The following is a 25,721-nucleotide window of genomic DNA, read 5'->3' as shown; positions in this document are numbered from 1 at the left end:
ATTATCGCGCGTGGATCAATAATTAGCGGCACATTTAGCGCCAGGTTCTGGTCGGTATTCCTGGCGGAGATTGGAGGTGGCAGCGGCCAGCAGCAGGGCGTCGACGCCGACGGCAATGAAACGGGCGCCAGCCTCGAAGTAGCGTTGAACGATCGCCTTGTCGCCACACAGGACGCCGCCGCTTTTGCCGGCAGCGCAGGCTTTTTGCAGGCCGGTTTCAATGGCCTGGACGATGCTCGGATGGTTGGATTGGCCGAGCAGGCCATACGACGCAGCGAGGTCGGCGGCGCCGAAAAAGATGCCGTCGACGCCGTCGACCGCAAGAATCTCGTCAAGGTTGTCGTAACCCAGCTTGGTCTCGACCTGCAGCAACAGACACATCTGATCGTTGGCCTGGGCGCTGTAATCCTGAATTCGACCCCAACGCGAGGCGCGGGCCAGCGCCGCGCCTACTCCGCGGATGCCTTCCGGCGGGTAGCGCATGGCGCGGACCAGACCGGCCGCTTGCTCGGCTGTTTCAACCATCGGAATGAGCAGGGTCTGGACGCCCGTTTCGAGCAATTGCTTGATCAGCACATGGTCGCCCTGCGGCGGGCGAACGATGGCGTGCGAAGGGTAGGGCTCGACGGCCTGGAGTTGGGCCAAAATGCTGCGCAGATCGTTGGGGCCGTGCTCGCCGTCGATGAGCAGCCAGTCGAACCCGGCACCGGCACAGATTTCCGCGCTGAAGGTTTCGCTCAGGCCGAGCCACAGGCCAAGCAAGGTTTCACCCTTGCGCAGATCGGTTTTGAAGCTGTTGCGAGGTATGTCCATGACAGGATAGCGTTCCGGTGTTGATTGACGTCCGGTCGCCAATCTGCCCCTCGTCTTTCAGTTAGTGGCTTGGCCTTGCCGAACGGCAGTCAGTCAAAATCGAACACTATGTAGGCAGTGGCGCATGCTGTCCAATACGGATGCACGAGTGGGTCAATACCTGTTCGGTATGTCTGCGAGGAAGGCCGCAAATGCCTTTGTGCCTCATCCTGTGTGATGGCGGGGCGGGATCTGTTGACCGTTCGGGACTGGGAAGTCCCTTTCATTCTAGTGTGGCAACTCGCTGCTCGAAGCCAAAAGGATCAGATGGATCAAATGGATGGCTTCGAGTAAGTTGGCAAGCTCAGCCGCGGATGGAGTCCGGCAGTTTGTCCTCGATCAGCTTCAACAAGGGGGCGAACACCTTGGGGGTGCCGGCTACCAGATTGCCACTTTCCAGATAGGTTGCATCGCCGCGCAAGTCGCTGACGAGGCCGCCTGCCTCCGAAATCAGCAGCGCACCTGCTGCCATATCCCACGGCGAAAGACCGAATTCCCAGAAACCGTCGTACCGGCCGCAGGCTACATAGGCGAGATCAAGCGAGGCAGCGCCGGGGCGGCGCTGACCGGCCGTTTTCTGGGCCAGTTCCTTGAAAATCGCGATGTAGGTGTCAATATGATCAAACATCCGGTAAGGGAAACCCGTGCCAATCAGTGAGTCCTGCAGCTTGTTACGCTTCGAGACACGGATGCGTCGTTCGTTGAGGAAGGCCCCGGCGCCTTTGCTGGCGGTAAACAGTTCGTTGCGATTGGGGTCAAAAACGACAGCTTGCTCAATCAGGCCACCTTTTGCCAAGGCGATCGACACTGCATATTGCGGCATGCCATGGATGAAGTTGGTGGTGCCATCAAGCGGGTCAATGATCCACTGGTACTCTGCCTCGTTGCTCCCCTTGCCGGCGGTCTCGCCGGACTCCTCTGCTAGAATGCCGTAGCTCGGATAGGCTTCCATCAGGACTTCGATGATTGCGGCTTCGGCGGCCTTGTCGACTTCGGTGACAAAGTCGTTGGGCTGCTTGGTAGTGACTTTGAGCAGGTCCAGGTCGTTGGAGGCGCGATTGATGATCTGGCCAGCACGGCGCGCTGCCTTGATGGCGATATTCAGAGTTGGATGCATGAGCTTAAAGAGCTGACGGGTGGCCGAGGCCGCCCGATTTATATTGGAAAGATCGAATTTTACACCATGAACCCTGAAGTCCTGCTTTCACGTATCAGAGTGGTGCTGTGCCGAACAAGTCATCCTGGCAATATTGGCGCGGCGGCACGCGCGATGAAAACGATGGGCTTGTCGAATCTCTATCTGGTTGAGCCGAAACAGTTTCCGGATCCGGAAGCCGACGCGCGGGCGACTTCTGCGGTCGACGTGCTGCAAAAGGCAAAAGTTACATCGTCGCTCAAAGAGGCGCTGGTCGGGGCATCGTTTGTCGTGGCGCTGTCGGCGCGTCAGCGCGACATCGGGCCGGTGATCGGGGCGCCGCGTGAAACGGTGGCGCGTCTGATTGCCGAAGCCGGGCAGGGCGAAGTGGCACTGGTCTTCGGCAATGAAACGGTTGGCCTGAGCAACGAGGAAATCCTGCATTGCCATGCCGCGGTGACGATACCAACCAACCCTGAGTTCAGTTCGCTCAACCTGGGGTCAGCCGTTCAGGTTCTTAGCTATGAATGTCGGATGGCAGCCTATGCCGAGCAGCCGCCAGTGCTGGAACAGGGCGTCACTCCTTTTACGTCTCCAGTGGCAACCCATGATGAGGTCGAGGGCTTGTATTCGCATTTGGAAACGGTGATGACAGAGACGGGCTTTTTCAATCCGGAGCAGCCAGGGCGTTTGTTGCCAAAGTTGCGCCGCTTGTTCGGACGGGTTCGCCTGGAAAAGGACGAGATCAATATACTCCGCGGTGTTCTGGCTTCCACCCAGGTTAAAACCGGGCACGGCCGCAAGAGCTAGACGGACTCAGGCAAAAGAACTGCGCATCTCCGTAGCCAGCGCATCGATTTCAGGGCGCAGGTGGCCGTATTTTTCTTCCAGCAGTGACATTTCTGAAGGCATCTCCGGCTGGTCCTGCATCAACCATTCGAAGTGTCCGCCACTGAGCATATTGGCGACGTAAATGATGTCCGACAGATTGCGAATGGTTGTCGGCGTTGGTCGCATGTGATCATGGTCGATCGTTGCCTCGACAATTTCCTCTGGTAATCCCAAGGCATTGAGCAGCGATACACCAATACTTTCGTGCCACTGGATGATCAAGTACTTGACGCTGTCCGGGCGATGGCGAAGTTCTTCGTACTGGGTTGCACGATAGAGCATGTAGAAAGCGCCTAGATCGTGAATCAGTCCGGCCAGCATCGCTTCGTCAGGATTTTGTCGGGTCATCCGGCGAGCAAGAATATTCGCCGCGGCAGCGCTATTGATCGAATGCTCCCACAGAGAATGCGTAATCTCGGAAAATTCGGCCATTCCCTTGGCGCGCATTAGCTGGGTCATGACAATCGACATTGATGCAGTTCGCACCGCATTGAGCCCAAGTCGGGCGATGGCAGATTTCAGATCTACAAGTATGCGCCCATCCGGGTTGAAGGCAACGGAGTTCGCCAGATGGAGGAGTTTCGCAGAAATCAGTGGCTCCACTGCTACGGCGCGGGCAATATTGGCAATGCTTTGCTCTGGATCGTGCAGTACTTTGCGCAGACGGAGGACAGCGTCGAAATAGGTGGGGAAAACAACTTCGCCGGAAAGCTCCTGGGCTATGTCGGCGAGCATCTGGAAGCGTTGCGACTTGAGCGCATCGCCTTTTTTGTCCTGATCGTTTTCTGAACCTGCAATCATCATGGCCCTATTATTCAACAAAAACCCCACCTTGTGGGCGGGGTTCTGGTTTCGTTTTCTGGCTTCTGGTGGGTGCTGAGGGGCTCGACCCCATGACATTCGCCCTGTAAGGGCTGCGCTCTACCAACTGAGCCAAGCCCCCTATCTATCAGCGCGAAAATTTACCGACTTCACTTGGCTGTGCATCAGCACTGCCTGCAGCTTGTCTTCGGGGTTTCGCGCCGATAAAGCAAATTAGTTGCAGGCGTCTTTCAGACCCTTGCCAGCGCGGAATTTCGGCGACTTGGCAGCCTTGATTTCCAGTGTCTTGCCGGTGCGCGGGTTGCGGCCGGTACGGGCGGCGCGCTCGCCGACGTAGAAAGTGCCGAAACCGATCAGGTTAACGGTATCGCCGGCCTTGAGGGCTCCCTTGATGGTTTCAACGGCGGCATCCAGTGCACGGCCGGCGGCAGCCTTGGAAATATCGGCTTGGGTAGCGATGGCGTCGATCAGTTCAGTCTTGTTCATTTACGTCCCCTAATGGATGGATTTGGAGTGGTGAAAACTTTGTGAGGACGGATTTATATATCTGGCGAAATCCTTGTGTCAAGCGGATTTTCGGGGGCTTTCCCGATGGCTTGGCAAAGGAAAGGAGGCTAGCAATAAGACGCTGGCATCCTTTCCTTGCAAATCAATGAGTAAGGACTGTTGCCGCGGCTGCTGCCTCGGCCGATGCCTGAACCGCAGAATCTGCCACCGCAGGTTCGGGAAGGGCTTCCGGCATACGCTCAAGAGCTCGTTCAAGGACCTGATCAATCCACTTGACCGGGACAATTTCGATCTTGTTCTTGATGTTGTCAGGGATCTCGGTGAGGTCCTTGACGTTTTCTTCCGGGATCAGGGCCGTCTTCAAACCGCCACGCACAGCGGCCAAAAGTTTTTCCTTGAGACCGCCGATGGCCAGTACTTCACCACGCAAAGTGATTTCGCCGGTCATGCAAACGTCGCAACGAACCGGAATGCCGGTGTAGGACGAGACCAGCGCTGTTGTCATTGCACTGCCCGCTGACGGACCATCCTTGGGGGTGGCTCCTTCCGGAACGTGGATGTGGATGTCGGTCTTCTCGAAGGCCTCGTCCTTGATTCCCAGGCGACGAGCCCGGGCGCGCACCACCGAGCGGGCAGCTTCGACAGATTCCTTCATGACGTCGCCCAGCGAGCCTGTGCGCAGGATGTTGCCCTTGCCCGGCATGTTGGCGCATTCGATGGTCAGCAACTCGCCACCGACTTCCGTCCAGGCCAGACCTGTTACCTGACCAACCTGATTTTCCTTTTCGGCCATACCAAAACTGTAGCGACGGACGCCCAGGAATTTATCGAGGTTTCTGGCGTTGACCGCAATCTTTGTATCGCGTTTCTTAAGAACAAGTGTCTTGACAACCTTGCGGCAGATCTTCGAGATTTCACGTTCGAGGGCACGGACGCCGGCTTCGCGGGTGTAATAGCGGACGATGTCGCGTATGGCGCTGTCGGCGACGGCGATTTCTGTCTTCTTCAGGCCATTGTTCTTGATCTGTTTGGGCAGCAGATAGCGCATGGCAATGTTGACCTTTTCATCCTCGGTGTAACCGGCGAGGCGAATGACTTCCATCCGGTCGAGTAGCGCAGCCGGGATGTTCAGCGTGTTGGCCGTCGCCACGAACATGACGTCGGAAAGGTCAAAGTCAACTTCGACGTAGTGATCCTGGAAAGTGTAATTCTGTTCCGGGTCGAGCACTTCGAGCAGGGCTGACGAAGGATCGCCACGGAAATCCTGGCCAAGCTTGTCCACTTCGTCGAGCAGGAACAGCGGATTGCGCACGCCGACCTTGGTCAGGCTGCTCAGGATCTTGCCCGGCATCGAACCGATGTAGGTGCGGCGATGGCCACGAATTTCGGCCTCATCACGGACGCCACCCAGCGCCATCCGCACGAACTTGCGGTTCGTCGCCTTGGCAATCGACTGGCCCAGTGAAGTCTTGCCGACACCGGGAGGGCCAACCAGACAAAGAATCGGCGCCTTGACCTTGTCTACGCGTTGTTGCACGGCGAGATACTCGACGATACGTTCCTTGACCTTCTCCAGTCCGTAATGATCGCCATCGAGAATTTTCTCGGCTTCGCGCAGATCCTTGCTGATCCGCGTTTTCTTGCGCCAAGGCAGGCCGATCAGCGTTTCGATGAAATTGCGGACAACGGTAGCTTCTGCTGACATGGGCGACATCAGGCGCAGCTTTTTGAGCTCGCCCTCGGCCTTGGCCAGTCCTTCCTTGCTCATGCCGGCTGCCTTGATTTTCTTGTCAAGTTCCTCGAGGTCGGCACCTTCTTCGCCTTCGCCGAGTTCCTTCTGAATGGCTTTGACCTGTTCGTTCAGGTAGTACTCGCGCTGACTCTTTTCCATCTGGCGTTTGACACGGCCACGGATGCGCTTTTCGACCTGGAGGATGTCGATTTCGGCTTCGAGTTGGGAAAGCAGGCGGTCGATACGGTCGCGGATGCTTTCCATTTCCAGTACCTCCTGCTTTTGCTCAAGCTTGAGCGGCAGGTGGGCAGCAATGGTGTCGGCCAGACGACCGGCATCCTCTATGCCGGCGATGGAAGAAAGCACCTCTGGCGGGATCTTTTTGTTCAGTTTGACGAACTGGTCGAACTGGGCAACCACGGCGCGGCGCATGGCCTCGATTTCGTGGTCTTCAACGCCCGGTTGCGCCAGCGGCACAGCGGTGGCCATGAAGACCGAGGACTGCACCTCGATGGCTTCGACGCGGGCGCGCTGAGTGCCTTCGACCAACACCTTGACGGTGCCGTCGGGCAGCTTGAGCATCTGCAGGATGTTGGCCATGCAGCCAATGCGATAGAGATCTTCCGGTTCAGGTTCGTCCTTGGCTGCCGACTTCTGGGCGACCAGCAGGATGTTCTTGCCGGCTTCCATGGCCATTTCGAGCGCCTTGATGGATTTCGGGCGGCCAACGAAGAGCGGGATGACCATGTGCGGGAAGACGACGACGTCGCGCAGCGGCAGCAGCGGCAGTTCGACGGTTTCCGGGAGCGTGTTGGGGTTCGACATTACGATGCCTTTGAAATAGGTATGTGCCCCCTACGTGGGGGCGGGGAACCGCAATTCAAGTCCCGGCTCAGTTGGAGCCGGAAACCTTTGGCTGATCGGCGTAAATGAGCAGTGGCGGGGTGTCGCCAGTGATCATGTTTTCATCGATCACCACCTTTTCGACATTTTCCATGCCCGGGAGTTCGTACATTGTATCGAGGAGCGCATGCTCCATGATCGAACGAAGGCCACGTGCTCCTGTTTTACGTTCCAGTGCCTTTTTGGCGATGGCGGAAAGGGCGCCCGGACGAATTTCCAGTTCGACGTCTTCCATGTTGAACAGCTTCTGATACTGCTTGACCAGTGCGTTCTTCGGTTCGGTCAGAATCTGGACCAGGGCGTCTTCTTCCAGTTCCTGCAGCGTGGCGACCACCGGCAGGCGACCGATCAGTTCGGGGATGAGGCCGAACTTGATGAGATCTTCGGGTTCAGTTTCGAGAAGGATTTTGCCGACAGCCTTGCCGTCATCCTTGCTCTTGACCTCGGCGCCAAAGCCGATGCCGCCTTTTTCCGAGCGTTTCTGGATGACTTTTTCCAGGCCGGCAAAGGCGCCGCCACAGATAAAGAGAATGTTGGTGGTATCAACCTGGACGAAGTCCTGATTTGGATGTTTGCGGCCACCTTGCGGCGGGATCGAAGCTGTCGTGCCTTCGATGAGCTTGAGCAGCGCCTGCTGAACGCCTTCACCGGAAACGTCGCGGGTAATAGAAGGATTGTCCGACTTGCGGGAAATCTTGTCGATTTCGTCGATGTAGACAATACCCTGCTGCGCCTTCTCGACGTCGTAGTCACACTTTTGCAGCAATTTCTGGATGATGTTTTCGACGTCCTCGCCAACATAGCCGGCTTCGGTAAGTGTCGTCGCATCGGCCATGACGAAGGGAACATTGAGCAGGCGGGCCAGCGTCTGGGCGAGCAAGGTCTTGCCCGAGCCGGTCGGGCCGATGAGCAGGATGTTGCTCTTCGACAGTTCAACCTCACCGGCGTTCTTGGCGCTATGGCGCAAACGCTTGTAATGGTTGTAGACCGCCACGGCAAGAATGCGCTTGGCGACTTCCTGGCCGATCACATACTGGTCGAGGATGGAGCTGATCTCGCGCGGTGTCGGCAGGTCTGAGCGACCGGCCTTGGCTGCTTCTTCGGGCAACTCGTCGCGGATGATGTCGTTGCAGAGTGCGATGCACTCGTCACAGATGAACACCGACGGGCCGGCGATAAGTTTTTTGACTTCATGCTGGCTCTTGCCGCAGAAGGAGCAGTAGAGCAGTTTTTCCGGGGTCCCTTTGGTCATCTGTAGCGCTCCGTTCAAGCCGCGTCGCGGCGGGTCAATACCTTGTCGATCAAACCGTATTCAGCTGCTTCAGCGGCCGAAAGGAAATTATCGCGGTCAGTGTCTTTTTCGATACGCTCCAGCGGCTGGCCGCTGTGTTCGGCCATGATCCGGTTGAGGCGGTCACGAATGGACAGGATTTCCTTGGCGTGGATGGCGATATCCGAGGCCTGGCCCTGGAAGCCGCCCAGCGGCTGGTGAATCATGACGCGGGAATTGGGCAGGGCAAAGCGCTTGCCCTTGGCGCCGGCGTTGAGCAGGAAGGCACCCATCGAGGCGGCCTGGCCGATGCACAGCGTCGACACGTCCGGCTTGATGAACTGCATGGTGTCGTAGATCGACATGCCAGCCGTCACCGAGCCGCCTGGAGAGTTGATGTAGAAGTAGATGTCCTTGTCCGGGTTTTCGGCTTCAAGGAACAGCAACTGCGCCACGACCAAGTTGGCCGTGACGTCGTTGACCGGGCCGACAAGAAAAATCACGCGCTCTTTGAGGAGGCGCGAATAGATGTCGTACGCGCGTTCGCCGCGGCCGCTCTGCTCTACCACCATGGGGACCATGCCGAGTGCCTGTGGATCCCAGTTGCTTGCGTTGTCGATATTCATGTCAGCCCTTGTCTGTTGCCGTTTCGTTACATTCAAGACTATTGTCGTTTTCGCGACAAGGTCCGGATTACTGATTCTGACCCATTAGTTCATCAAAAACCGCAGCCTTGTCGGTGACCTTGGCTTTGCCCAGGACCCACGCAACCACGTTGTTCTCGATGGCGACGCCTTCAACTTCCTGCAGACGCTGCGGTTGAGCGTAATACCAGCGGATCACTTCTTCCGGGTGCTCGTAGCTTTGGGCGTTTTCTTCGACCATCGCACGAACTTGTTCCGGGGTTGCTTGAAGCTTCTCCGTTTTTACAACCTCAGCAAGGATCAGGCCAAGTGTGACGCGGCGTTTTGCCTGGTCGGCAAACCACTCGGGCTGGATCGGCATGTCCTTGACCTTCATGCCACGCTGTTCCATGTCCTGGCGGGCTGCCTGCATCAGGCGCTGGATTTCCATGTCAACCAGCGAGGTCGGCACTGAGATCGGGTTGGCCTTGATCAGGGCTTCCATGACCTGGTCTTTGAGCTTGCCTTCGATGCGACGCTTCACTTCACGTTTGAGGTTGGTTTCGATCTCGGCGCGCATCTTGGCCACGTCGCCGTCAGCGATGCCCATGCTGGTGGCGAATTCGGCGTTGAGTTCGGGCAGGACCGGAGCCTGCACTTGCTTGACGGTGACATCGAACTGGACTGTCTGGCCAGCCAGATCCTTGGCGTGGTAGTCGGCCGGGAAGGTCAGGTCGAAAGTCTTGGTTTCGCCAGCCTTGGCGCCTTCAACGGCTTTTTCGAAATCGGGCAGCATCATGCCCTGGCCGAGGACGAAGGGATAATCGCTGGCCTGGCCACCCTGGAACGGGACGCCATCCTTCTTGCCGAGGAAGTCGATGACGACGCGGTCTTCCTTGGCGGCGGCACGGTCGGTATCTTCATAGGAGACGCGTTGCTTGCGCAGGATGTCGAGGGTCTTGTCGACTTCAGCGGCGCTGACTTCGAGGATCGGACGTTCGACTTCTGCGGTCGACAGGTCGCCAGGGGTAAATTCCGGATAGACCTCGAAAATGGCCGAGAACTCGATGTGCGTGGTGCTTTCGGTGGTCTTCGGCTCAATGCGCGGATAACCGGCGACGCGCATCTTCTTTTCGGTGACGGTTTCGCCGAAAACGCGGTCGAGTTCCTCGGACAGCACTTCGTGGCGAGCCTGGTCGCCATGCTGCTGCTTGACGATGCTGAACGGAACCTTGCCCGGACGGAAGCCAGGTACCTTCATATTCTTGCCCATGCGCTTCAGGCGCTGTTCCATGACCTTTTCGACATCGGCAATGGCGATGGAGAGGTCGATGCGGCGTTCAAGTTCGTTAGCTTGTGCAGTAGTTGCTTCCATGAGAGTTCCTTGTGACTTCGGAGCCGAAAAATAAAGCGGACAATAATATCACGGCAGGCTCACTGCCGGATGCTTCTACCCGGTGGCGGCCGTCTTCGCAGAATAGACGTCGTTCCCTGTAGACAGACAGTTTGGTACTTCGTATAATGCGCGCCTTCTTCAGCGGCGGCTGTAGCTCAGTTGGTAGAGTCCCGGATTGTGATTCCGGTTGTCGTGGGTTCGAGCCCCATCAGTCGCCCCAAAATATCTTTTCACCAAGTATCAAGAAGCACCATAAACCCCAACAGCTATAGGCTCTTGGGGTTTTTTGTTGTCTCAATGCGTCCCAAGGATTACCATTAGATACCAATAGATTGTTGGTATTTATGTTGGTAGTTGATGTGCCAACATAGCCGTGTACCAACAAAGGAGCGCGGATATGACCACAGGTACGTTATCGGCGGTTGCAGTCAAGAATGCCAAGGCCAAAGAGCAGCCCTACAAGCTCTCAGATGGGGGCGGCATGTTCCTGCTTGTTGATGCCAAGGGCGGCAAATATTGGCGCTTAGCTTATCGGTTTTTAGGTAAGCAGAAGACGTTGGCGCTTGGCGTTTATCCGGAGGTGTCGCTAGAGCTAGCCCGAAGAGCTAGGGACCAAGCCAGGGAGCAGTTGCGCGAAGGTGCCGACCCCGGAATGGTTCGCAAGGTGGGCAAGTTGCTAGCGCACCAGGCCGCCCTAAACAGCTTTGAAGCTGTTGCCAGAGAGTGGCATAAGAGGTTCTCCACTGGCTGGACTGCCCATACGATTAACAAGAATATCCGAATACTCGAACTGAATGCGTTTCCCTGGCTTGGCGAGCGCCCAATTGATGAAATCAAGGCCCCCGAGTTGCTGGCTGTATTGCGACGGGTCGAAGAGCGTGGCTTGATGGACACGGCGCACCGCCTGAGACACACATGCGGTCAGATTTTCCGGTATGGAATTGCTACTGGTAGGTGTGAACGAGACATTTCAGTTGATCTTCGGGGGGCTATTGCGCCACGTCGGCCGCAGAATATGGCGGCCATCGTTGATCCGAAGGTGTTTGGCGAATTGTTGCGCGACATCTGGGAATACCAGGGAACACTGACCACGTGCTGCGCCTTTCGGTTATCTGCACTTTTCGGTCTTCGCCCAGGTGAGGTTAGGAATCTTGAATGGTCAGAGGTAGATAAGAATGAACGCCTGATCCGCATTCCGCTTGGAAAGATGAAGGCGCGTCGGCTTCACGTAGTGCCGCTTTCAAAGCAGGCCTTGGAGATCATTGAAGATATTCGGCCGCTGACGGGAACTGGTCACTACTGTTTTCCCGGATTGCATAGCCGGGAGCGGCCGATGAGTGAGAACACCATCAACGCAGCGCTGCGTAGGATGGGGTACGACACCAAAACCGAACATACCGCGCACGGATTTCGCAGCTCATTTAGCACCATGGCACACGGCTCTGGTTTGTTCCGTCCGGAGGTTGTTGAGGTGCAACTGGCCCATAAGCATGGGGACGCGGTGCGGCTTGCCTATGATCGGGGCGACTTCCTCGAAGAGCGGCGCAAATTAATGGACTGGTGGGCCGACCAATGCGATCAGATGCGCCAAGGGGCAAAGGTGATCAAATTGAAGGTTGAGGCGGAGCATAAATGATAGCGGCCTTGCGTGAGCAATCTTCCTGTTGTGGCTGATGATCAGGTTTATTGAGTCAAATATATTTTTACTTATCAAGAAAAAAGTCGCATATGGCGAGGATGGTATTCCACAGCTCCGTTATGAGTTCCTCGCGTACAGCCTTTGGATGTCCGAAATATATCTGAGTCGCTACCTTGGGGTTGGGTCTGGAGGCTTGATTGTCGGTCGCTGTTCTCCGACCAACCGTGAAGTCACAATCATTGATGTCCTGGATGCTCCACTGGATAGCAGGAGAGAGGCGAATGTATTTGTCTTTGGTGTAGAGGGATTGGCCGACACGGTGATTGCTTACAGCAATAGTGGTAAGGATGTCTTGTGGTGCCTTGGAACATGGCATAGCCACTTAGTACCTAGCGGCCCATCTACTCGAGACAAAGTCACCTCACATGAGATTCAAGGGTTAATGAGAGGGGCTACCGTTATGTTGATCAGGCATCCAATGGGGTATGAGGCAATTGTTGCTCAAGGAAGCACGTGATTCTTTGATGAATCGCCTCGAATGGACGATTAACGGAATGTGCTGAAATAGGTCAGCAAATGACACTGAGAATGCATTCACCGAATGGGGATGGCGCCGAATAGCAGCTATCCTGCCCGTTACTGACCGAAACGAATGGAGGGCTGGGCGGCGGCAATGGCCGATTATGTAGATGCCTCGATTATGTTGAGCATCCAGCGACGCGGTTCAGAGAAGCTCTGATCATGGGCCTTGCCGGCGGCTGATGGAATTTTGAGCTCGACATAATTTCAGCGTTCTCCTGAAGTGGAGTTTCCACTCCAGGAGACGCTCATGAACCAAACCTCACCGCCCCGGAGCGCGCAGCGTGTGCGCTCTTCTGCAGAAACCCCCGACCCCATCGCCGACGAACTGCGCCGGTACGACGACCACCTGCGTGATGTCCGCGGCCTTGCGGCAGGCACGCGTCGCAACCATTGCCGCATCGTCGCGCAGTTGTTGCGAAAGAAGTTCGCCGGTGGCGTCGTCAACATGGCCACGCTACGTGCAGTCGATGTTCGCCGCTTCATCGCTCGGCAACTGGGGGGCCACCCCTCGCATTCTGCCGCCGCCCAAGTGGCAACGGCCTTGCGAAGTTACCTTCGCTACCGGAGCGTCTGCGGCGACTCGGTTGCCGGGTTGAGTGCGGTTATTTCCTCGCCGGTACAGTGGAAACTTGCTTCCCTGCCGCGCGCTCTCAAACCGGACGAAGTTCAGCGACTGCTGGGCGCATTCCCCAGCGGACGCTGGCCCCGACGAGGCTATGCCATCGTCCGCTGCGCACTGGACATGGGACTGCGCGCTGGCGAGATCGCGAATCTGTTGATAGATGACATCGACTGGCGCGAAGGCACGGTCACGCTGAAAGGCACGAAGTCGCGACGGCAAGATATCCTGCCGCTGCCGATGGTCACCGGACAAGCCTTGGCGGACTACCTGCAGCATGAGCGGCCAGCAACCCAGAGCCGGGCGATCTTCGTTCGCCAACGCGATTCGCGTGACATCCAGATCACGACGGCTGCGGTCCAGAAGGTAATCCATCATGCCTGCCAACGAGCAGGTCTGCCCGATTCCGGGGCGCACGTGCTGCGTCACACGCTGGCCTGTCGCCTGGTCGAGCAAGGTGGCTCGCTCAAGGAGGTTGCCGATGTCCTGCGTCACCGTTCTCTGGAAACCTCCCGAATCTATGCAAAGCTCGACACACCAAACCTCGCCGGGGTCGCGTTGCCTTGGCCGGGGAGCGAATCATGAGCCGGCGCCCAAGCCTGCAGGCCAGAATCGACGACTATCTGGCTGAGCGCCGCCGCCAGGGTTTCCACCTGCGCTCCCGTGACGCCTTCCTCTCTGGCTTTGCACGCTTCGTCGAGGCAAAGGGCCATCGCAGTCCGCTGACGGCGGAACTCATGGTCGAATGGGTGCGTGCCGGCAAGAACGGCAATGGCGACGCGGGCACCTGGGCGCGCAGTTGGGGACGGCTGCGGCACTTCATTTGCTACCTGCAGCAGTTCGAGCCGGACACCGAGATTCCCGAGGCGTCGCTCTTTGGTCCGGAACCCGGCCGCGTTGCACCGCACATCTATCGTGACGACGAGATCGACGATTTGCTCGCTGCGGCAGGCAGACTCGGCCCCGCCGGCAGTATTCGGCCGTTTACTTACGAAACCCTGTTCGGCCTGATGGCCTCGACCGGGTTGCGCGTCTCCGAAGCCATTCACCTGCGCGATGCGGATGTCGATCTCAAGCGCGGGATGCTGACGATACGGCAGACCAAGTTCGCCAAGTCCCGGCAACTGCCGATTCATCCCAGCACGGTCAAGGCGCTGGTGCGCTACCGGAAACAACGGGAGCGGCATCTTCCAACGACAGACGGTATGCCATTCCTGATCGGCAGCCGTGGCCGCCGACTTGGTCTGCCGCTTAGCGAGCGGCAGGCACACCGCGTCTTTACCGGCGTGCGTGACAGTCTCGGCTGGGTCAATCGCGGCGGACACGAGGCCCCCCGTTTGCATGACCTGCGCCACACCTTTGCCGTCCGGCGGCTGGTGCGCTGGTACGCCGACGGTGCCGAGGTCGACCAGAAGATGCTGGCGCTGTCGACCTACATGGGTCATGCCGAGATCTTCTACACGTACTGGTACCTCACTGCCGTTCCCGAGTTGATGGCGATCACTGCCGGTCGGTTCGAGCAATTCGCCGATCTTGCGGGAGATGATGATGCGTAGGCAACCCAAACCACCGCCATCGTTTCCCGGGCTCGTACAAGCCTTCTTCGTCGAGCACCTGACGCAACAACGGGCACTCAGCCCGCAGACGGTTGCCGCTTACCGGGATGCCTTCATGCTCTTCCTGGGCTTTGCCGAGGCACGCCTTGGCCGATCGCCGGCACTGCTCACGCTGGCCGACATCACGCCGGACCTGATCACGGCCTTCCTCGATCATTTGGAACGGGAGCGGCACAACAGTGTGCGCAGCCGCAATGCCCGCCTCGCGGCGCTGCGTTCGTTCCTGAAGTTCGCCGCGCACCGCGACGTGTCATCGCTGCAGGTGATTGAGCACGCGCTCGGCGTTCCGGCAAAGCGCTTCGAGCGCCCGATGCTTGGCTATCTGTCCCGGGAGGAAATGCTGGCGGTGATCGGCACGCCGGATGGAACATGGTTCAGCCAACGGGATCATGTGTTGCTGCTATTGCTCTACAACACCGGCGCGAGGGTTTCCGAGATTACCGGCGTGAAGGTCGGCGGGGTGGTGCTCGAAGAAGGCGCCGCCTGTGTTCATCTGCATGGCAAGGGACGCAAGCAGCGCAGCGTGCCGCTGTGGCGCTCGACCGTCAGGGCGATTCGGGCCTGGCTCCGACGAAATCCGCAGTTCGATTCGGACTCGCCGTTGCTGCCCAATCGCGATGGTCAAGCGATGTCACGATGGAATGTGATACAGCGACTGGATCACGCCGTACAGCTTGCCGCGGAATCTTGCCCCGATTTGGCAACACATCACATCTCGCCGCATGTGATTCGCCACACGACAGCCATGCACCTGCTGCAGGCCGGCGTCGATATCAGCGTCATTGCGCTTTGGCTCGGCCACGAGAGTCCGGCAACGACACACCTGTACGTTGAGGCCGATCTGGCCATGAAGGAACGGGCGCTGGCCCGGCTTCAAGAGCCAGAGACCAAACTTCGCCGCTATCGGGCGCCTGACTCGCTGATCGACTTCCTGCGGACGCTCTGATTATGTGGAGCTCAAAATCGGCGCCTGCCGCTCAAGATGAGTGGTTGGCGCACGACAACGGTCCTGGCTCTACATAATCGAGGCATCTACATAATCGGCCTAAGCCGCCGTTGGCCTCCCCAAGAAAAATGGCCGGTTCTGATTTCAGACCGGCCATTGGAAATTTCTGGGACTTTGCGATACCCCATGGCAATTGCTAAAGCGGCTGCTACTGTTTGAAGTGACTGGCACCGTAGCGGAGCGGAGGGAAACTCAAAGGGTGTCTCACTCCAGCCAGAAATCCCTAAGCAATAATTGAAAGGGGCAGCAGTTCATTCTGCAAATATTTCCGCATTGACACCAATTCCGCGGAACTTTCATATGCAAATCGGTTGCATATAAAAAGATCTACTGAATCGTCCCGGCTTCCCTAGACACTCGGTAGCCTGCTGAAATACCGGTTTTCGAACTCTACTGAGAAATACCGGATGTATTCCTGTGGACAAAACACAGCAAAAAGTTATACTGATGACATACTAGGTTTTTATGACATCAACCTGCCACGCCCATGGTGGGAGCTTGTTCATAAACTTCCCGCATGGGTCATGGCCGCTCTCCATAACACGCTATTTGCATATTTTCTGAGTTTGTGGTGTTCCATTTGATCTTGAGACTATGCGGCTAAAATCGATTGCACCAAATAATTTTTTCCGTCACCTCCCCGTAGTCGTCGCTATCGGATCGGTTGTTACACTCTCGCGCGGTATCGATGTTCTCGGTTGGCTTGATAGTCTCATGCTTCGGGCGGTGGGAAGGGTAAGGCCACTTATGTTAGCAATTACCGCGCTTATCCTTTCTGGTTGTGGCGGGATGGCACAGACCAGCAATGCGCCAATAGCGACAACCGAGGCGACAACTGACGGTACTATTGTCGGCGCCAATCCGAGTCTCGAGCACTGCACGGTGCCGTTAGGGACCTTGGCCTTGGATGACGGCCGCAACAAGGACTGGTACGGCGCCTTCGGCCGGGCTACCAACGTGACGACCATCGAGCCGCTGATCCGCCTGGCCGTGCAGCAGTCCAACTGCTTCATCATTCCCTCGATCGGCAACGAACGCTTGGACAATATGATGTCGGCGATTACCGATAAACAGCGCAATTCCGGCGAGTATCGGGCGGGGTCGAAGCAGCAGAAAGGCCAGCGTGTCGCGGCCGATTACTTCATGGAGCCGACGATAGTCGTCGATCAGTCGCCGACCGGCCGTCTGGCAGGCGCTGTCGGCGGTGCGCTGCTTGGTGGACGGGGCAGTCAGTTGGTCGGTGCCGGCATGGAAAGCAGGGGTTCGGTCGTCACCCTGTCGCTATTCGACATTCGCTCTTCGGCGCAGATTGCCATTTCCGAAGGCAATTCGACAGCGACCAACTTCGGTGCCGTGCTCGGCGCCTTCGGTGGCGGAGCAGCCGGCGGCCTGGGCGGTTTCTCGCAGACGCCGGAGGGTAAGGCGACCGTTGCGGCATTTGTCGATGCCTACAACAGCATGGTCATCTCGCTGCGCAACTACAAGGCGCAGGACGTCAAGGGCGGCCTGGGTCGGGGCGGCACAATTAAACTTGGTGAGCCTGGAACTAAGACCGAAGAGAAAAATCAAGGGCGCACAAAAGCCAAACAGCTAAGCAGTAAGGCCCCAGGGGGATTGTCACTTGTCTGCCGGACGTCAAAAGGCATCTGTTTTGCTCCGGCGCCCGAAAAACCGACGACAGTTTGCTCATGCGCTAGCAAAGCCGGAATCATAAAGGGAGCGATTGCGGACACCCTACCTCCCGAGACTGAGGTCTCCCTGTCGACAGTGGTTCGGGTTTTCTATGCCACAGATCGAGCAAATGAGGGTACGGTGGCAGCCCCCATATTTGGATTCAAGCAGGGAACGGTCAGTTTCGGTACGGCAGATGTAAGCATTCCGGTTACACACCAGACGGGACATCTGGAAGCCCCTTCACAGTTAGTGAGGATAAAATTCCTCGAAAATTCCAAAAAACATGTCATTGTGTTGGATGTGATCCCGACAGATAAGGATCTGTTTATTCAACAACTGGAGGCCAGAGTAAGTAAGGGAAACCGTTCCGAGGCATTTGTTTTTGTCCATGGATTCAACGTGACGTTCGAGGATGCCCTTCGGCGTACGGCGCAAATGGCGTTTGACCTTGGATTTGACGGGGCACCAATCCTATATAGTTGGCCGTCGCGAGGAAGTCCTCTGCCGCTGGGCTATACGGCAGATTCACAAACGGTGGAGTGGAGTAGGCAGATTCTTAGAGAGTTCATCAGCGAACTTCTTGTTAAGAGTTCGGCCCAGAATATCTATCTGATCGCTCATAGCATGGGTAACAGGCCTCTCGTAACGGCATTGCTATCTCTGTTTAACGAGCAGCCTAGTCTGCGCAACCGGATTAAGGAGATAGTCTTGGCAGCCCCTGACATCGATGCGAATATTTTCAAGCGCGACATTGCCCCAGGTTTGGTTAAAGCAGGCAGACCCGTCACGCTCTATGCATCGTCAGTCGATATGGCAATGCGCCTATCTCAAATCGTGAGTGCGGGGCCCAGAGCAGGAGATTCTGGTGACGGACTCGTCGTAATTGATGGAGTCGAGACAATCGACGCTTCAAAAGTGGACGTTGGATTTCTAGGCCATTCGTACTTTGCTGATACGCGTGAGGTAATGACAGACCTCCAAGTAATGTTTGACCAAGGCCTACGTGCTGGACAGCGGGCCGGGCTGCGACAGGTTTTATCAAGCAGACCGTACTGGGAGTTCCGCAAGTAACTAGTGGCTCTACGCCAAAGTCATACAGCTATCCACTTTACAGCCAGTACCCTGCTAAGCATTGTTTGGGCAACTAGCTTACCTTTTTGACTTACAAACGTGACTTAGGCACTGTCCCGAGGCAACGTCTATTTTGGCCGAGGTGCTGTCTGTTGTCGTTGGCATCAGGCCGGATCTCGGCCATAACGGCCGTTGGCCCGAGACGCTCAATCGGGCGGCAATCCGCCGGATTCTGTTGAAAAACCCCTGCTGCCACCGGGTTAGCGGTAAAATATGCATACAGCATTGAATGCCGAGGTGGCAAGATGATGGGGCAGCAGAGAGGTGGGCAGGAGCGATTGTTCTACAGCTTCAACCTTGAGGATCGAATCCCGCCGAACCACCTGCTGCGGGCCATTGATCACCATTTGGACCTAAGCGGCCTGCGCGCCCACCTGGAAGACGCCTACAGTGCTACAGGCCGTCCTTCAGTCGATCCCGAACTGATGCTCCGGATGCTGGTCGTCGGCTACTGCTACGGAATCAGATCTGAGCGGCGGCTGTGCGAGGAGGTCCACCTTAATCTTGCCTATCGCTGGTTTTGCCGACTCGGCTTGGAAGATGCCGTTCCGGATCATTCCACCTTCTCGAAGAACCGCCATGGTCGCTTCCGGGAAAGCGGCACTTTCCGCTGGCTCTTCGAGCGCGTCGTGCACCAATGCATGACCACTGGCCTGATAAAGGGAGAAGGATTTGCTGTGGATGCGAGTATCGTGGCGGCCGACGCCAGCCGTCATCCGGCTGTGAGACCGGACCAGGCAATCGACTGGCCGGACAAGTCCGAGGCTAGTCGGGCGGTGAAGGAGTATCTGGCAGAGCTCGATGATGAAGTGGCCAAGCAGCCGGCTGCCCGCACCCTTTCCCTGACTGATCCACAATCCCGACTAACCGGGGCCACAGGGGAGCCGTCCTTCTTTGCCTATTCGACCAACTACCTCATTGATACAGCCCATGGCGTGATTGTCGATGTTGAGGCAACGCCCGCCCACCGGACGATGGAAGTCGAATCGACGAAGATCATGGTGGACCGTGTCGAAGAACGATTTCACCTCAAACCCGATCGACTCATCGGCGATACAGCCTATGGCACGGCGTCAATGTTGGGCTGGATGGTCGGTGAGAACGGGATCGAACCGCACGTGCGGGTTTGGGACAGGACCGGGCGCCAAGACGGCACCCTCTCCAGTCAGGACTTTGAGTGGAACGAAGCAGCCAACGAATATCGCTGCCCGGCAGGGAAGCCATTGCGTGGCGATTGGCGAAAGCTAGACCGCACGCATATCACTAAGGCCGAGACCATTATCTACCGCAGCCGTGCGGCGGACTGCGCCGACTGCCCACTGAAGGCCCGCTGCTGTCCGAACAGCACGTCCCGCAAGATTCACCGTAGCATCCATGAGAAGGCACGGGACATGGCCCGCCGTGTCGCCGGAACGGCGGCGTACCGGCAATCCTGCTTCGAGCGCAAGAAGGTCGAAATGCTCTTTGCCCATCTCAAGCGCATCCTGGGGCTGGACCGCTTGCGGTTGCGCGGGCTGAGCGGCGCAACCGATGAATTTACTTTGGCGGCCGTAGCGCAGAATCTCCGGCGTTTGGCCAAGCTGGCCACGCCAACCTCACCTGAATACAGGAGAGGTGCGCCTGGAGTAGCAAAAATGGCCTGAGTCGGGGGCAAAAACCCGCTCATCGAGGCAATTTAGGGCCATTAAATCCACAAAAACAGCTTGTGATGATCGGGCTGCCAGCTTTCCAGCGAGTTTTTCAACAGAATCCGCCGCTTACCTGCCGTTCATCAGTGAGAGGTAACAACGAATGGCAGCTTTCCGTTTTGGCGAACGCGTACCCAAGTTCGAATTCGATTAACGAATCGAGCGCTAGCAAGTATTTTCAAGTCAAAGTTGCACGGCGTGACCGCTCTTGACGGAGGCCAACGTGACGCCCGGCAATCTGCGTTTATTGCGCCTGCGACATGAAATATCGACAGGTGTTGCGGTGTGTCAGACGGGGATAGGGCAAAATCATACGGGGTACTCTGGCGTCCCCGCTTTAAACCGATTTGGATATTGCGGACGACTAATTCGCACCCTATCATGCAGTTGTTCATTGAAGCCGAGAAGACCCTAACATGAGCGAGGTGGATCGCCGCACCAAAGTCTTCATTTCATACTCGCGCAAGGATTCTCTTTTTGCGGAGCGGTTACGCGACGCACTGCTGGAGCGCGGGCTCGACGCTTTCCTCGACAAGAACGACATCGCCCCAGGCGAGCCGTGGCGCGAGCGCCTAAATGCACTGATCGTGGCTGCGGATGTCGTCATTTTCGGGGTGAGCCCACACTCGATTGAATCTAGCATCTGCGACTGGGAGGTCAACGAGGCCGAGCGCCTTGGCAAACGTGTCCTCCCCGTCGTGGCGAGGCAGACCGATCCAGAAACCGTCCCGGGCCGCCTAAACCGCCTCAACTTTCTTTTCCTGATCGAGGAATCGCAATGGAGGAGCGAGTTACCCAAGTTGCAGGCGGCCATCGAGATAGACATTGACTGGCTCCGCGAGAGTACGCGTCTCGTAGATCTAGCGGAGCGGTGGGCCAACGCCAACCATGCCGACAGGCGATTGCTTCGCGGCAGCGACATCGACAGCGCGGAACAGTGGCTGCTGAACCACCCGCCGTCGGCCCCGGAAATAGGCGCGACGGTTGCAGAGTTCGTAGCGGTGAGCCGGCACACTGCGCGTAAGCGCCAGCGCTTCGTCGTGCTGGGCTCAGTGGGGGTTGCAGCAATAGCGTTTGTGCTCGCTGTAGCAGCATTGTGGCAACGTCATGTAGCCGAGCAGGAACGCGACCAGGCATTGATAGCGCAATCGCGATACCTGTCAGACCAGGCGCAGGTACTTACCCAATCAGGCGACGCCGGAACTGCAGCACTGCTGGCGCTCGCGGCCCTGCCAAATGGTGATGCAGAATGTCCAATGCAGCGCCCGTTGGTGCCGGAAGCCTCGCTGGCACTTTACTCCGCCATCCACTCCTCACGTGAGATTGCCACTTTGGTGCACGACTCAGTTGCTCCTGGGCCGGCCATGGGCACACCCTCGGTGACAGGCATGGTGCGTCAGGGGCGGCCAGTCTATCATGGCCAGTTCTCACCGGACGGCAAACACCTGTTGACCATCTCCGCCGACGGCACGGCGCGTCTCCATAGCGCTCGCGGCGATCGGGAGCGTACGCTGCTTTCCGCTGAGCGTAGTTCATTCCCTTTCCATGGCGACTTCAGTCCCAACGGCAAACAGATTGTCATTGGTGACGTGGCTGGTGGCCTCTTCGTTTTCGATGCGGCGACGGGCGCAAAAATGCTTGATCGAAAGGCACATGAATCAACCGTACAGCGCGTGCGCTTTAGTTCAGATGGGAAGTTGATCGTGTCCTCCTCGTCGGACCATAAAGTCAAAGTCTGGCGGCTCACCGGCAACAGGCTGGAATTAGTGCGTACGGTTGATCGCCACTCTGACCCAGTTTACGAGGTCGCATTCTCCCACGATGGACGTCGCGCGATCTCCGCCTCGCGCGATTCGAGAGCATTCATCACGATCATCGCTACTGGGCGGGTAATTGAACTCAAGGGCCATGGCCCAGGAGCCGTTTTTCACGCAGAGTTCAGCCCAGATGGCATCCTGGCCGCCACGGCCTCGGAGGATGGAAAAGTCCGTCTGTGGAACTCAGCGAGCGGAAAACTGCTTGCTAAGTTGGAAGGTCATCGCGCCGGCGTGTCGCATGTGGAGTTTAGTCCCAATGGCCATTTGCTCGTGACGGCGGCACGCGATGGCGATGCACGGCTGTGGCGCATCGACAATCAGACGTCGACGCGGCTAATTGGCATCCTTCGTGGACATAATGATCGCGTCTATCACGCAGCTTTCTCTCCCGACGGCACGCGCGTCGTGACGGTGTCTGGTGACCACTCAGCCAGAATTTGGCGCGTGCCAGACGGATGGGTTGGCGAAGACCGACTGATCCAGTCTGCGGAAGTGGTATTGCGTGGCCATCGCAATTGGGTCTACCACGCCCAGTTCGATTCGACCGGCGAGCTGGTCGTAACGACATCTGAAGATGGCACAGCACGAGTCTGGTCCGTTTCCGGAGGCAAAACGGTTCGTCAACACGCACGACATCAAGCGCACGTGATCGGGCTAACCCTCGATCGCGATGGCCGACAACTCGTCTCGGTGGGAAGCGACGGACGGCCGTACATCACGGACCTAAAGACCGCTGCTGGCACATGGCTAGATGCAGCGTCAGGAAATTCAGGAGCAACTGCCCTCGATGTCAGCGACAACGCCGGCCTTGTTGCACTGGCAACCGATGATGGGAAGATCGCAATCTGGGACGGCTACCAGAAGAAACTATTGTGGCGTGCTGCGGTGCATGACGATCTAGTCACCAGCGTTCGGTTTGTCGACAGTGGCCGGCGCCTGCTGTCGACCTCGATCGACGGAACTACGCACCTTCTCGAGTCAGCCTCTGGCCGGGCAACAAGGACGTTCGCTGACCACGCCGGATGGGTGATGGGTTCGACGATTGAGCCGTCCGCCAATCGCATTGCCACTTGGTCTCTGGACGGTACTGTCAGGATGGCACGTCTTGATGATGCGTCCTCTGCGCTGACGGTCGTAGATGCGTGCGCAGGTGCCGTGACGGCCGCCAGCTTTAATCATCGTGGTGACGTCCTGATCACCGCCTGTATTGATGGAGAGGTTGGAGTATGGAATGTTGCGTCCGGTAAGGAGATCACCCGCCGGAAAGTGGACTTGCCGCGTGCAGCCAGGTCGCTCGCAATCAGCCCCGACGACAGACTGGTCGCGGTGGGGTCCGATGATGGCCGTGTGCGGCTTTTCGAGGTGCCAGCATATAAGGAGGTCGGCACCCTAATCGGCAGCCATTCCGAGCTAACTGATGTCCGCTTTAGTGGCGACGGTAGCTATCTCGCTGTCGCATCGCAGGACGGTACCGTCCGCATCTGGCGACGATCGGACCGTAGCCTGCACGCCTTAATCTCTGACTATACCTCTGGCGTAGACAGCGTGCGCTTTACCAGTGGTAGCCGTGAGTTGCTCGCGTCATCGAACAAATTGGTGACCGGCCACGTTTTTTTTGACCGCGTAGATGAACTGGTGGCTTATGCTCAGCGCGTCGTGGTCACACGCAAGCTTGAGAGTACGGATCGCAAAAAGTACGGGTTGGCGGCAGCAGGGCAATGTCGATGATCTGTCGCATTCTCACAGCAGCGCTACTTGCCTCACTCGGAGCAATGCCTTGGACCGGCGACATTGCCTATGCCAGCTCCTCTGGTAGCTCCAACGTAATGTTGGTCCAGCGTTTTCTGGGGGATGAGGATAGGGGCCAATGTGGTTACGAAAAGGGCGACATCCGCGCATCATTCGGAAAGTGGAGCAGGCCGATATACGTCAACACGGACAACCGTCGCGGCGGCTGTGAGTATTCGCTTGCACTGCTTGATCCATCAGGTTCTTTGGCTGGTCTAAGGCTGACATTCACTTTCTCCAAGGTTGGCCCCCAACCGCAGTGCGACCAAACCGGCGAGCACGTTGTACCAATCTCAAAGGATGCTGCTGCGCTCGTGTGGTCTCAAAAGATTCGGATCGACTCGGATGACCGAGAAGGTGGCTGCCAGCTAGCATTTGCGGTATCGGGGCGCCACGACATCGTCCTCGACGTTGAGTTCATTTCCGACGGCGACCCCAGTCAATGTCGCGGCGCAGGACGGCACACAGTTGCGACTGGCAAACCGTCCGCCATTGAGATTGATACCGATTCGCGACCCGGCGGCTGCTTCCTCCGACTTCGCCTGCGCAACGGTCCATAACTCCTGCATCACCGCGCAACCAGCGGCGAGCGTTATCGTCACGCACGTACGCCAAGAGTTTACATACTTGACCGGGCAATGGAGGCTTTTTTCAGATTCGGATCGGTCAGAGGAAATGTTGGACCAGGGCTGAATCGAGACGCCGAACTTTTGCGCGATCTTCGCAATCTCGCCGCGTCAAGCATCAAGTCATTGTTGCAAATGAGACATTGCTGATGTGCACAGACAGCAAGTACTTGGGCATGAGTATAAATAGATAACTTTCAACTCGTTCTTCTACCAAGTGGCGGGCACCGGAAGCGTTGCCGGCCCACAGCACCTGCTGGCTCAAGGCTGGCATGGTTAAGGGTTGTCGACGATGTTTCGCGCTGAGCGACTAGAACCCATCACTTACCTGCAGTTGCGCGCCGCAAATTCTTCGACCTGCACGCCAACAACCAGAGCCAGATTGCCCAACAGGCGCTGATTGCTGCCCCATCACTGCAGCCTGAAATCTCAGCCTAAACTAGAAATCAAGCTGGGTTCGCCGGGCGCTTACGAGTCTCGTGAAAGCGGCGTGCCAATTATCATCGTGAGCGAAGAGCATTGGGCTACGCTGTTGCGGTAATGCGAAGTGCAACCGCCGTTTTTACATCTAGTCATCAACGACCGTTTAGGCCGAGGGGCGGAATTAACGGGCGCTCCCCTACCTCTCATCGATTGACATTATCCCCAGTGAGACAAATATTTAGCTCGTCGCCATGCTTCCTGCATGCTTGAGTAGTCTTACATACCCCTCAACGAATTCCAGATGTTCTTTCCCGCGCTCGGTTATCAGTGCTCGGGTAATGCGTGACTCGGCATCAGCTATAGTACGAGCAATTCTTTGAAGTCTGCAAATGGACCGAGACAGTTCTCGAACACTAGTTCTTCCATGCTCCGAAAGAATGAACACCGCCATGTTGGCTAATTCCTCAAAACAAATTTCACCGAGTTGACGTTTGCTGTCATCGCTATCGTCAGCGACTCTAAACTCTTGCCATTGCTCAGGCTGTGAAAACTCGGGCCAATAGAAGGTTGTTTCACCTTCTATTGTGCTAAGAGGCTGTCCACGATCTTTTGAAAACCGAGAAGCCATTTCAATTGAAAAGACCGAAACCCCTCCTGGCCTCCCCTTGTCAGGGGAGGAGTACCCCTCATCGCGCGAGATCGGGCTCCCTCCCCTGACAAGGGGAGGGCTGGGGAGGGGTTTGCATGACAAGCAATAGATCGCGAACAGCTTCTAACTACCTTGGCCGCAAAAGAGACCGCAGTAGCTCTTCAATGCGTCTTCCGGTTCGAGCTAGGCCCCAGGCGAGTCACCTTCCGAAACAACGCTGAGTCAGCAATAGGCCCCTCGGCATTGATAACCTGCGAAAGCTGCCCTGCAAGAATCTTCCGAGATTCTGGATCATAGAAGTGATCCGAGTTTCCCTAAGGCATTTGGCGCAG

General features: G+C 57.1%; 18 protein-coding genes, 1 tRNA gene and 1 pseudogene. 10 read left to right on the top strand and 10 right to left on the bottom strand.

Annotated elements, in window-relative coordinates; genetic code table 11:
* Nucleotides 1–15: 15 nt before the first annotated feature.
* Both AC07TV_RS22200 and AC07TV_RS22195 read right to left on the bottom strand, forming a co-directional pair.
* On the bottom strand, nt 16–813 hold the full coding sequence (locus tag AC07TV_RS22200) for an aldolase/citrate lyase family protein (RefSeq protein WP_494650547.1): 798 nt from the start codon (nt 811–813) through the stop codon (nt 16–18).
* Between the two features lie 343 nt (nt 814–1,156).
* Nucleotides 1,157–1,969 carry an inositol monophosphatase family protein gene (locus AC07TV_RS22195; protein WP_494650545.1) on the bottom strand — a complete coding sequence of 271 codons (813 nt, stop codon included), beginning with the start codon at nt 1,967–1,969 and terminating at the stop codon, nt 1,157–1,159.
* Between the two features lie 66 nt (nt 1,970–2,035).
* Here AC07TV_RS22195 and AC07TV_RS22190 point away from each other — a divergent pair, with 66 nt between their 5' ends.
* Nucleotides 2,036–2,797 (top strand): RNA methyltransferase, encoded by a 762-nt coding sequence (locus AC07TV_RS22190; RefSeq protein WP_494650561.1) that lies wholly within the window; start codon nt 2,036–2,038, stop codon nt 2,795–2,797.
* Between the two features lie 6 nt (nt 2,798–2,803).
* Here AC07TV_RS22190 and AC07TV_RS22185 read toward each other — a convergent pair whose 3' ends face one another.
* The 6 genes from AC07TV_RS22185 to tig form a co-directional block, all read right to left on the bottom strand.
* Nucleotides 2,804–3,682: an HDOD domain-containing protein gene (locus AC07TV_RS22185; protein ID WP_494650543.1), complete on the bottom strand. Its 879-nt coding sequence runs from the start codon at nt 3,680–3,682 to the stop codon at nt 2,804–2,806.
* A gap of 231 nt (nt 3,683–3,913) precedes the next feature.
* Nucleotides 3,914–4,186: an HU family DNA-binding protein gene (locus AC07TV_RS22180; RefSeq protein ID WP_226495604.1), complete on the bottom strand. Its 273-nt coding sequence runs from the start codon at nt 4,184–4,186 to the stop codon at nt 3,914–3,916.
* Nucleotides 4,187–4,349: 163 nt separating this feature from the next.
* Entirely contained in the window at nt 4,350–6,764 is a 2,415-nt protein-coding gene (gene lon / locus AC07TV_RS22175) for an endopeptidase La (RefSeq protein WP_494650541.1), read from the bottom strand.
* Between the two features lie 67 nt (nt 6,765–6,831).
* A complete protein-coding gene (gene clpX / locus AC07TV_RS22170) occupies nt 6,832–8,094 on the bottom strand; it encodes an ATP-dependent Clp protease ATP-binding subunit ClpX (protein WP_226495602.1) in 1,263 nt (420 codons plus the stop codon).
* Between the two features lie 14 nt (nt 8,095–8,108).
* Nucleotides 8,109–8,738 (bottom strand): ATP-dependent Clp endopeptidase proteolytic subunit ClpP, encoded by a 630-nt coding sequence (clpP, locus tag AC07TV_RS22165; RefSeq protein ID WP_117608969.1) that lies wholly within the window; start codon nt 8,736–8,738, stop codon nt 8,109–8,111.
* A gap of 67 nt (nt 8,739–8,805) precedes the next feature.
* On the bottom strand, nt 8,806–10,110 hold the full coding sequence (gene tig, locus AC07TV_RS22160) for a trigger factor (RefSeq protein WP_494650538.1): 1,305 nt from the start codon (nt 10,108–10,110) through the stop codon (nt 8,806–8,808).
* A gap of 165 nt (nt 10,111–10,275) precedes the next feature.
* Between tig and AC07TV_RS22155 the strand changes: the two genes are divergently transcribed.
* The 9 genes from AC07TV_RS22155 (at nt 10,276) to AC07TV_RS22115 (ending at nt 23,631) form a co-directional block, all read left to right on the top strand.
* Nucleotides 10,276–10,351 (top strand) — tRNA-His (locus AC07TV_RS22155).
* A gap of 177 nt (nt 10,352–10,528) precedes the next feature.
* On the top strand, nt 10,529–11,767 hold the full coding sequence (locus AC07TV_RS22150; RefSeq protein WP_226495599.1) for a tyrosine-type recombinase/integrase: 1,239 nt from the start codon (nt 10,529–10,531) through the stop codon (nt 11,765–11,767).
* A 28-nt stretch (nt 11,768–11,795) separates the two neighbouring features.
* On the top strand, nt 11,796–12,287 hold the full coding sequence (locus AC07TV_RS22145) for a hypothetical protein (RefSeq protein WP_494650536.1): 492 nt from the start codon (nt 11,796–11,798) through the stop codon (nt 12,285–12,287).
* Between the two features lie 312 nt (nt 12,288–12,599).
* The gene (locus AC07TV_RS22140) at nt 12,600–13,556 is read left to right on the top strand and encodes a tyrosine-type recombinase/integrase (RefSeq protein ID WP_494650534.1); all 957 of its coding nucleotides are present in this window, start codon (nt 12,600–12,602) and stop codon (nt 13,554–13,556) included.
* Nucleotides 13,553–14,527 (top strand): tyrosine-type recombinase/integrase, encoded by a 975-nt coding sequence (locus AC07TV_RS22135; protein WP_494650532.1) that lies wholly within the window; start codon nt 13,553–13,555, stop codon nt 14,525–14,527. The genes AC07TV_RS22140 and AC07TV_RS22135 overlap by 4 nt, the downstream gene beginning before the upstream one ends.
* Nucleotides 14,520–15,533, top strand: a complete 1,014-nt coding sequence (locus AC07TV_RS22130; RefSeq protein WP_494650530.1) for a tyrosine-type recombinase/integrase — start codon at nt 14,520–14,522, stop codon at nt 15,531–15,533. Before AC07TV_RS22135 ends, AC07TV_RS22130 begins: the two co-directional genes overlap by 8 nt.
* A gap of 807 nt (nt 15,534–16,340) precedes the next feature.
* A complete protein-coding gene (locus tag AC07TV_RS22125) occupies nt 16,341–18,338 on the top strand; it encodes an alpha/beta hydrolase (RefSeq protein WP_494650528.1) in 1,998 nt (665 codons plus the stop codon).
* 305 nt (nt 18,339–18,643) lie between these two features.
* Nucleotides 18,644–20,041 (top strand): transposase, encoded by a 1,398-nt coding sequence (locus tag AC07TV_RS22120; protein WP_494650527.1) that lies wholly within the window; start codon nt 18,644–18,646, stop codon nt 20,039–20,041.
* Nucleotides 20,042–20,502: 461 nt separating this feature from the next.
* Entirely contained in the window at nt 20,503–23,631 is a 3,129-nt protein-coding gene (locus AC07TV_RS22115) for a toll/interleukin-1 receptor domain-containing protein (protein WP_494650525.1), read from the top strand.
* A gap of 428 nt (nt 23,632–24,059) precedes the next feature.
* Here the strand turns inward: AC07TV_RS22115 and AC07TV_RS22110 are convergent, their stop codons facing one another.
* Together AC07TV_RS22110 and AC07TV_RS22105 are read right to left on the bottom strand one after the other, a co-directional pair.
* Entirely contained in the window at nt 24,060–24,293 is a 234-nt protein-coding gene (locus AC07TV_RS22110) for a hypothetical protein (protein ID WP_494650523.1), read from the bottom strand.
* Nucleotides 24,294–25,550: 1,257 nt separating this feature from the next.
* Nucleotides 25,551–25,682: pseudogene (locus AC07TV_RS22105) on the bottom strand (DUF3320 domain-containing protein); the annotation flags it as partial.
* Nucleotides 25,683–25,721 lie beyond the last annotated feature (39 nt).

The organism is Azonexus sp. GW821-FHT04F04, assembly GCF_059420025.1.
This window is presented reverse-complemented; position numbering and strand designations above follow the sequence as displayed.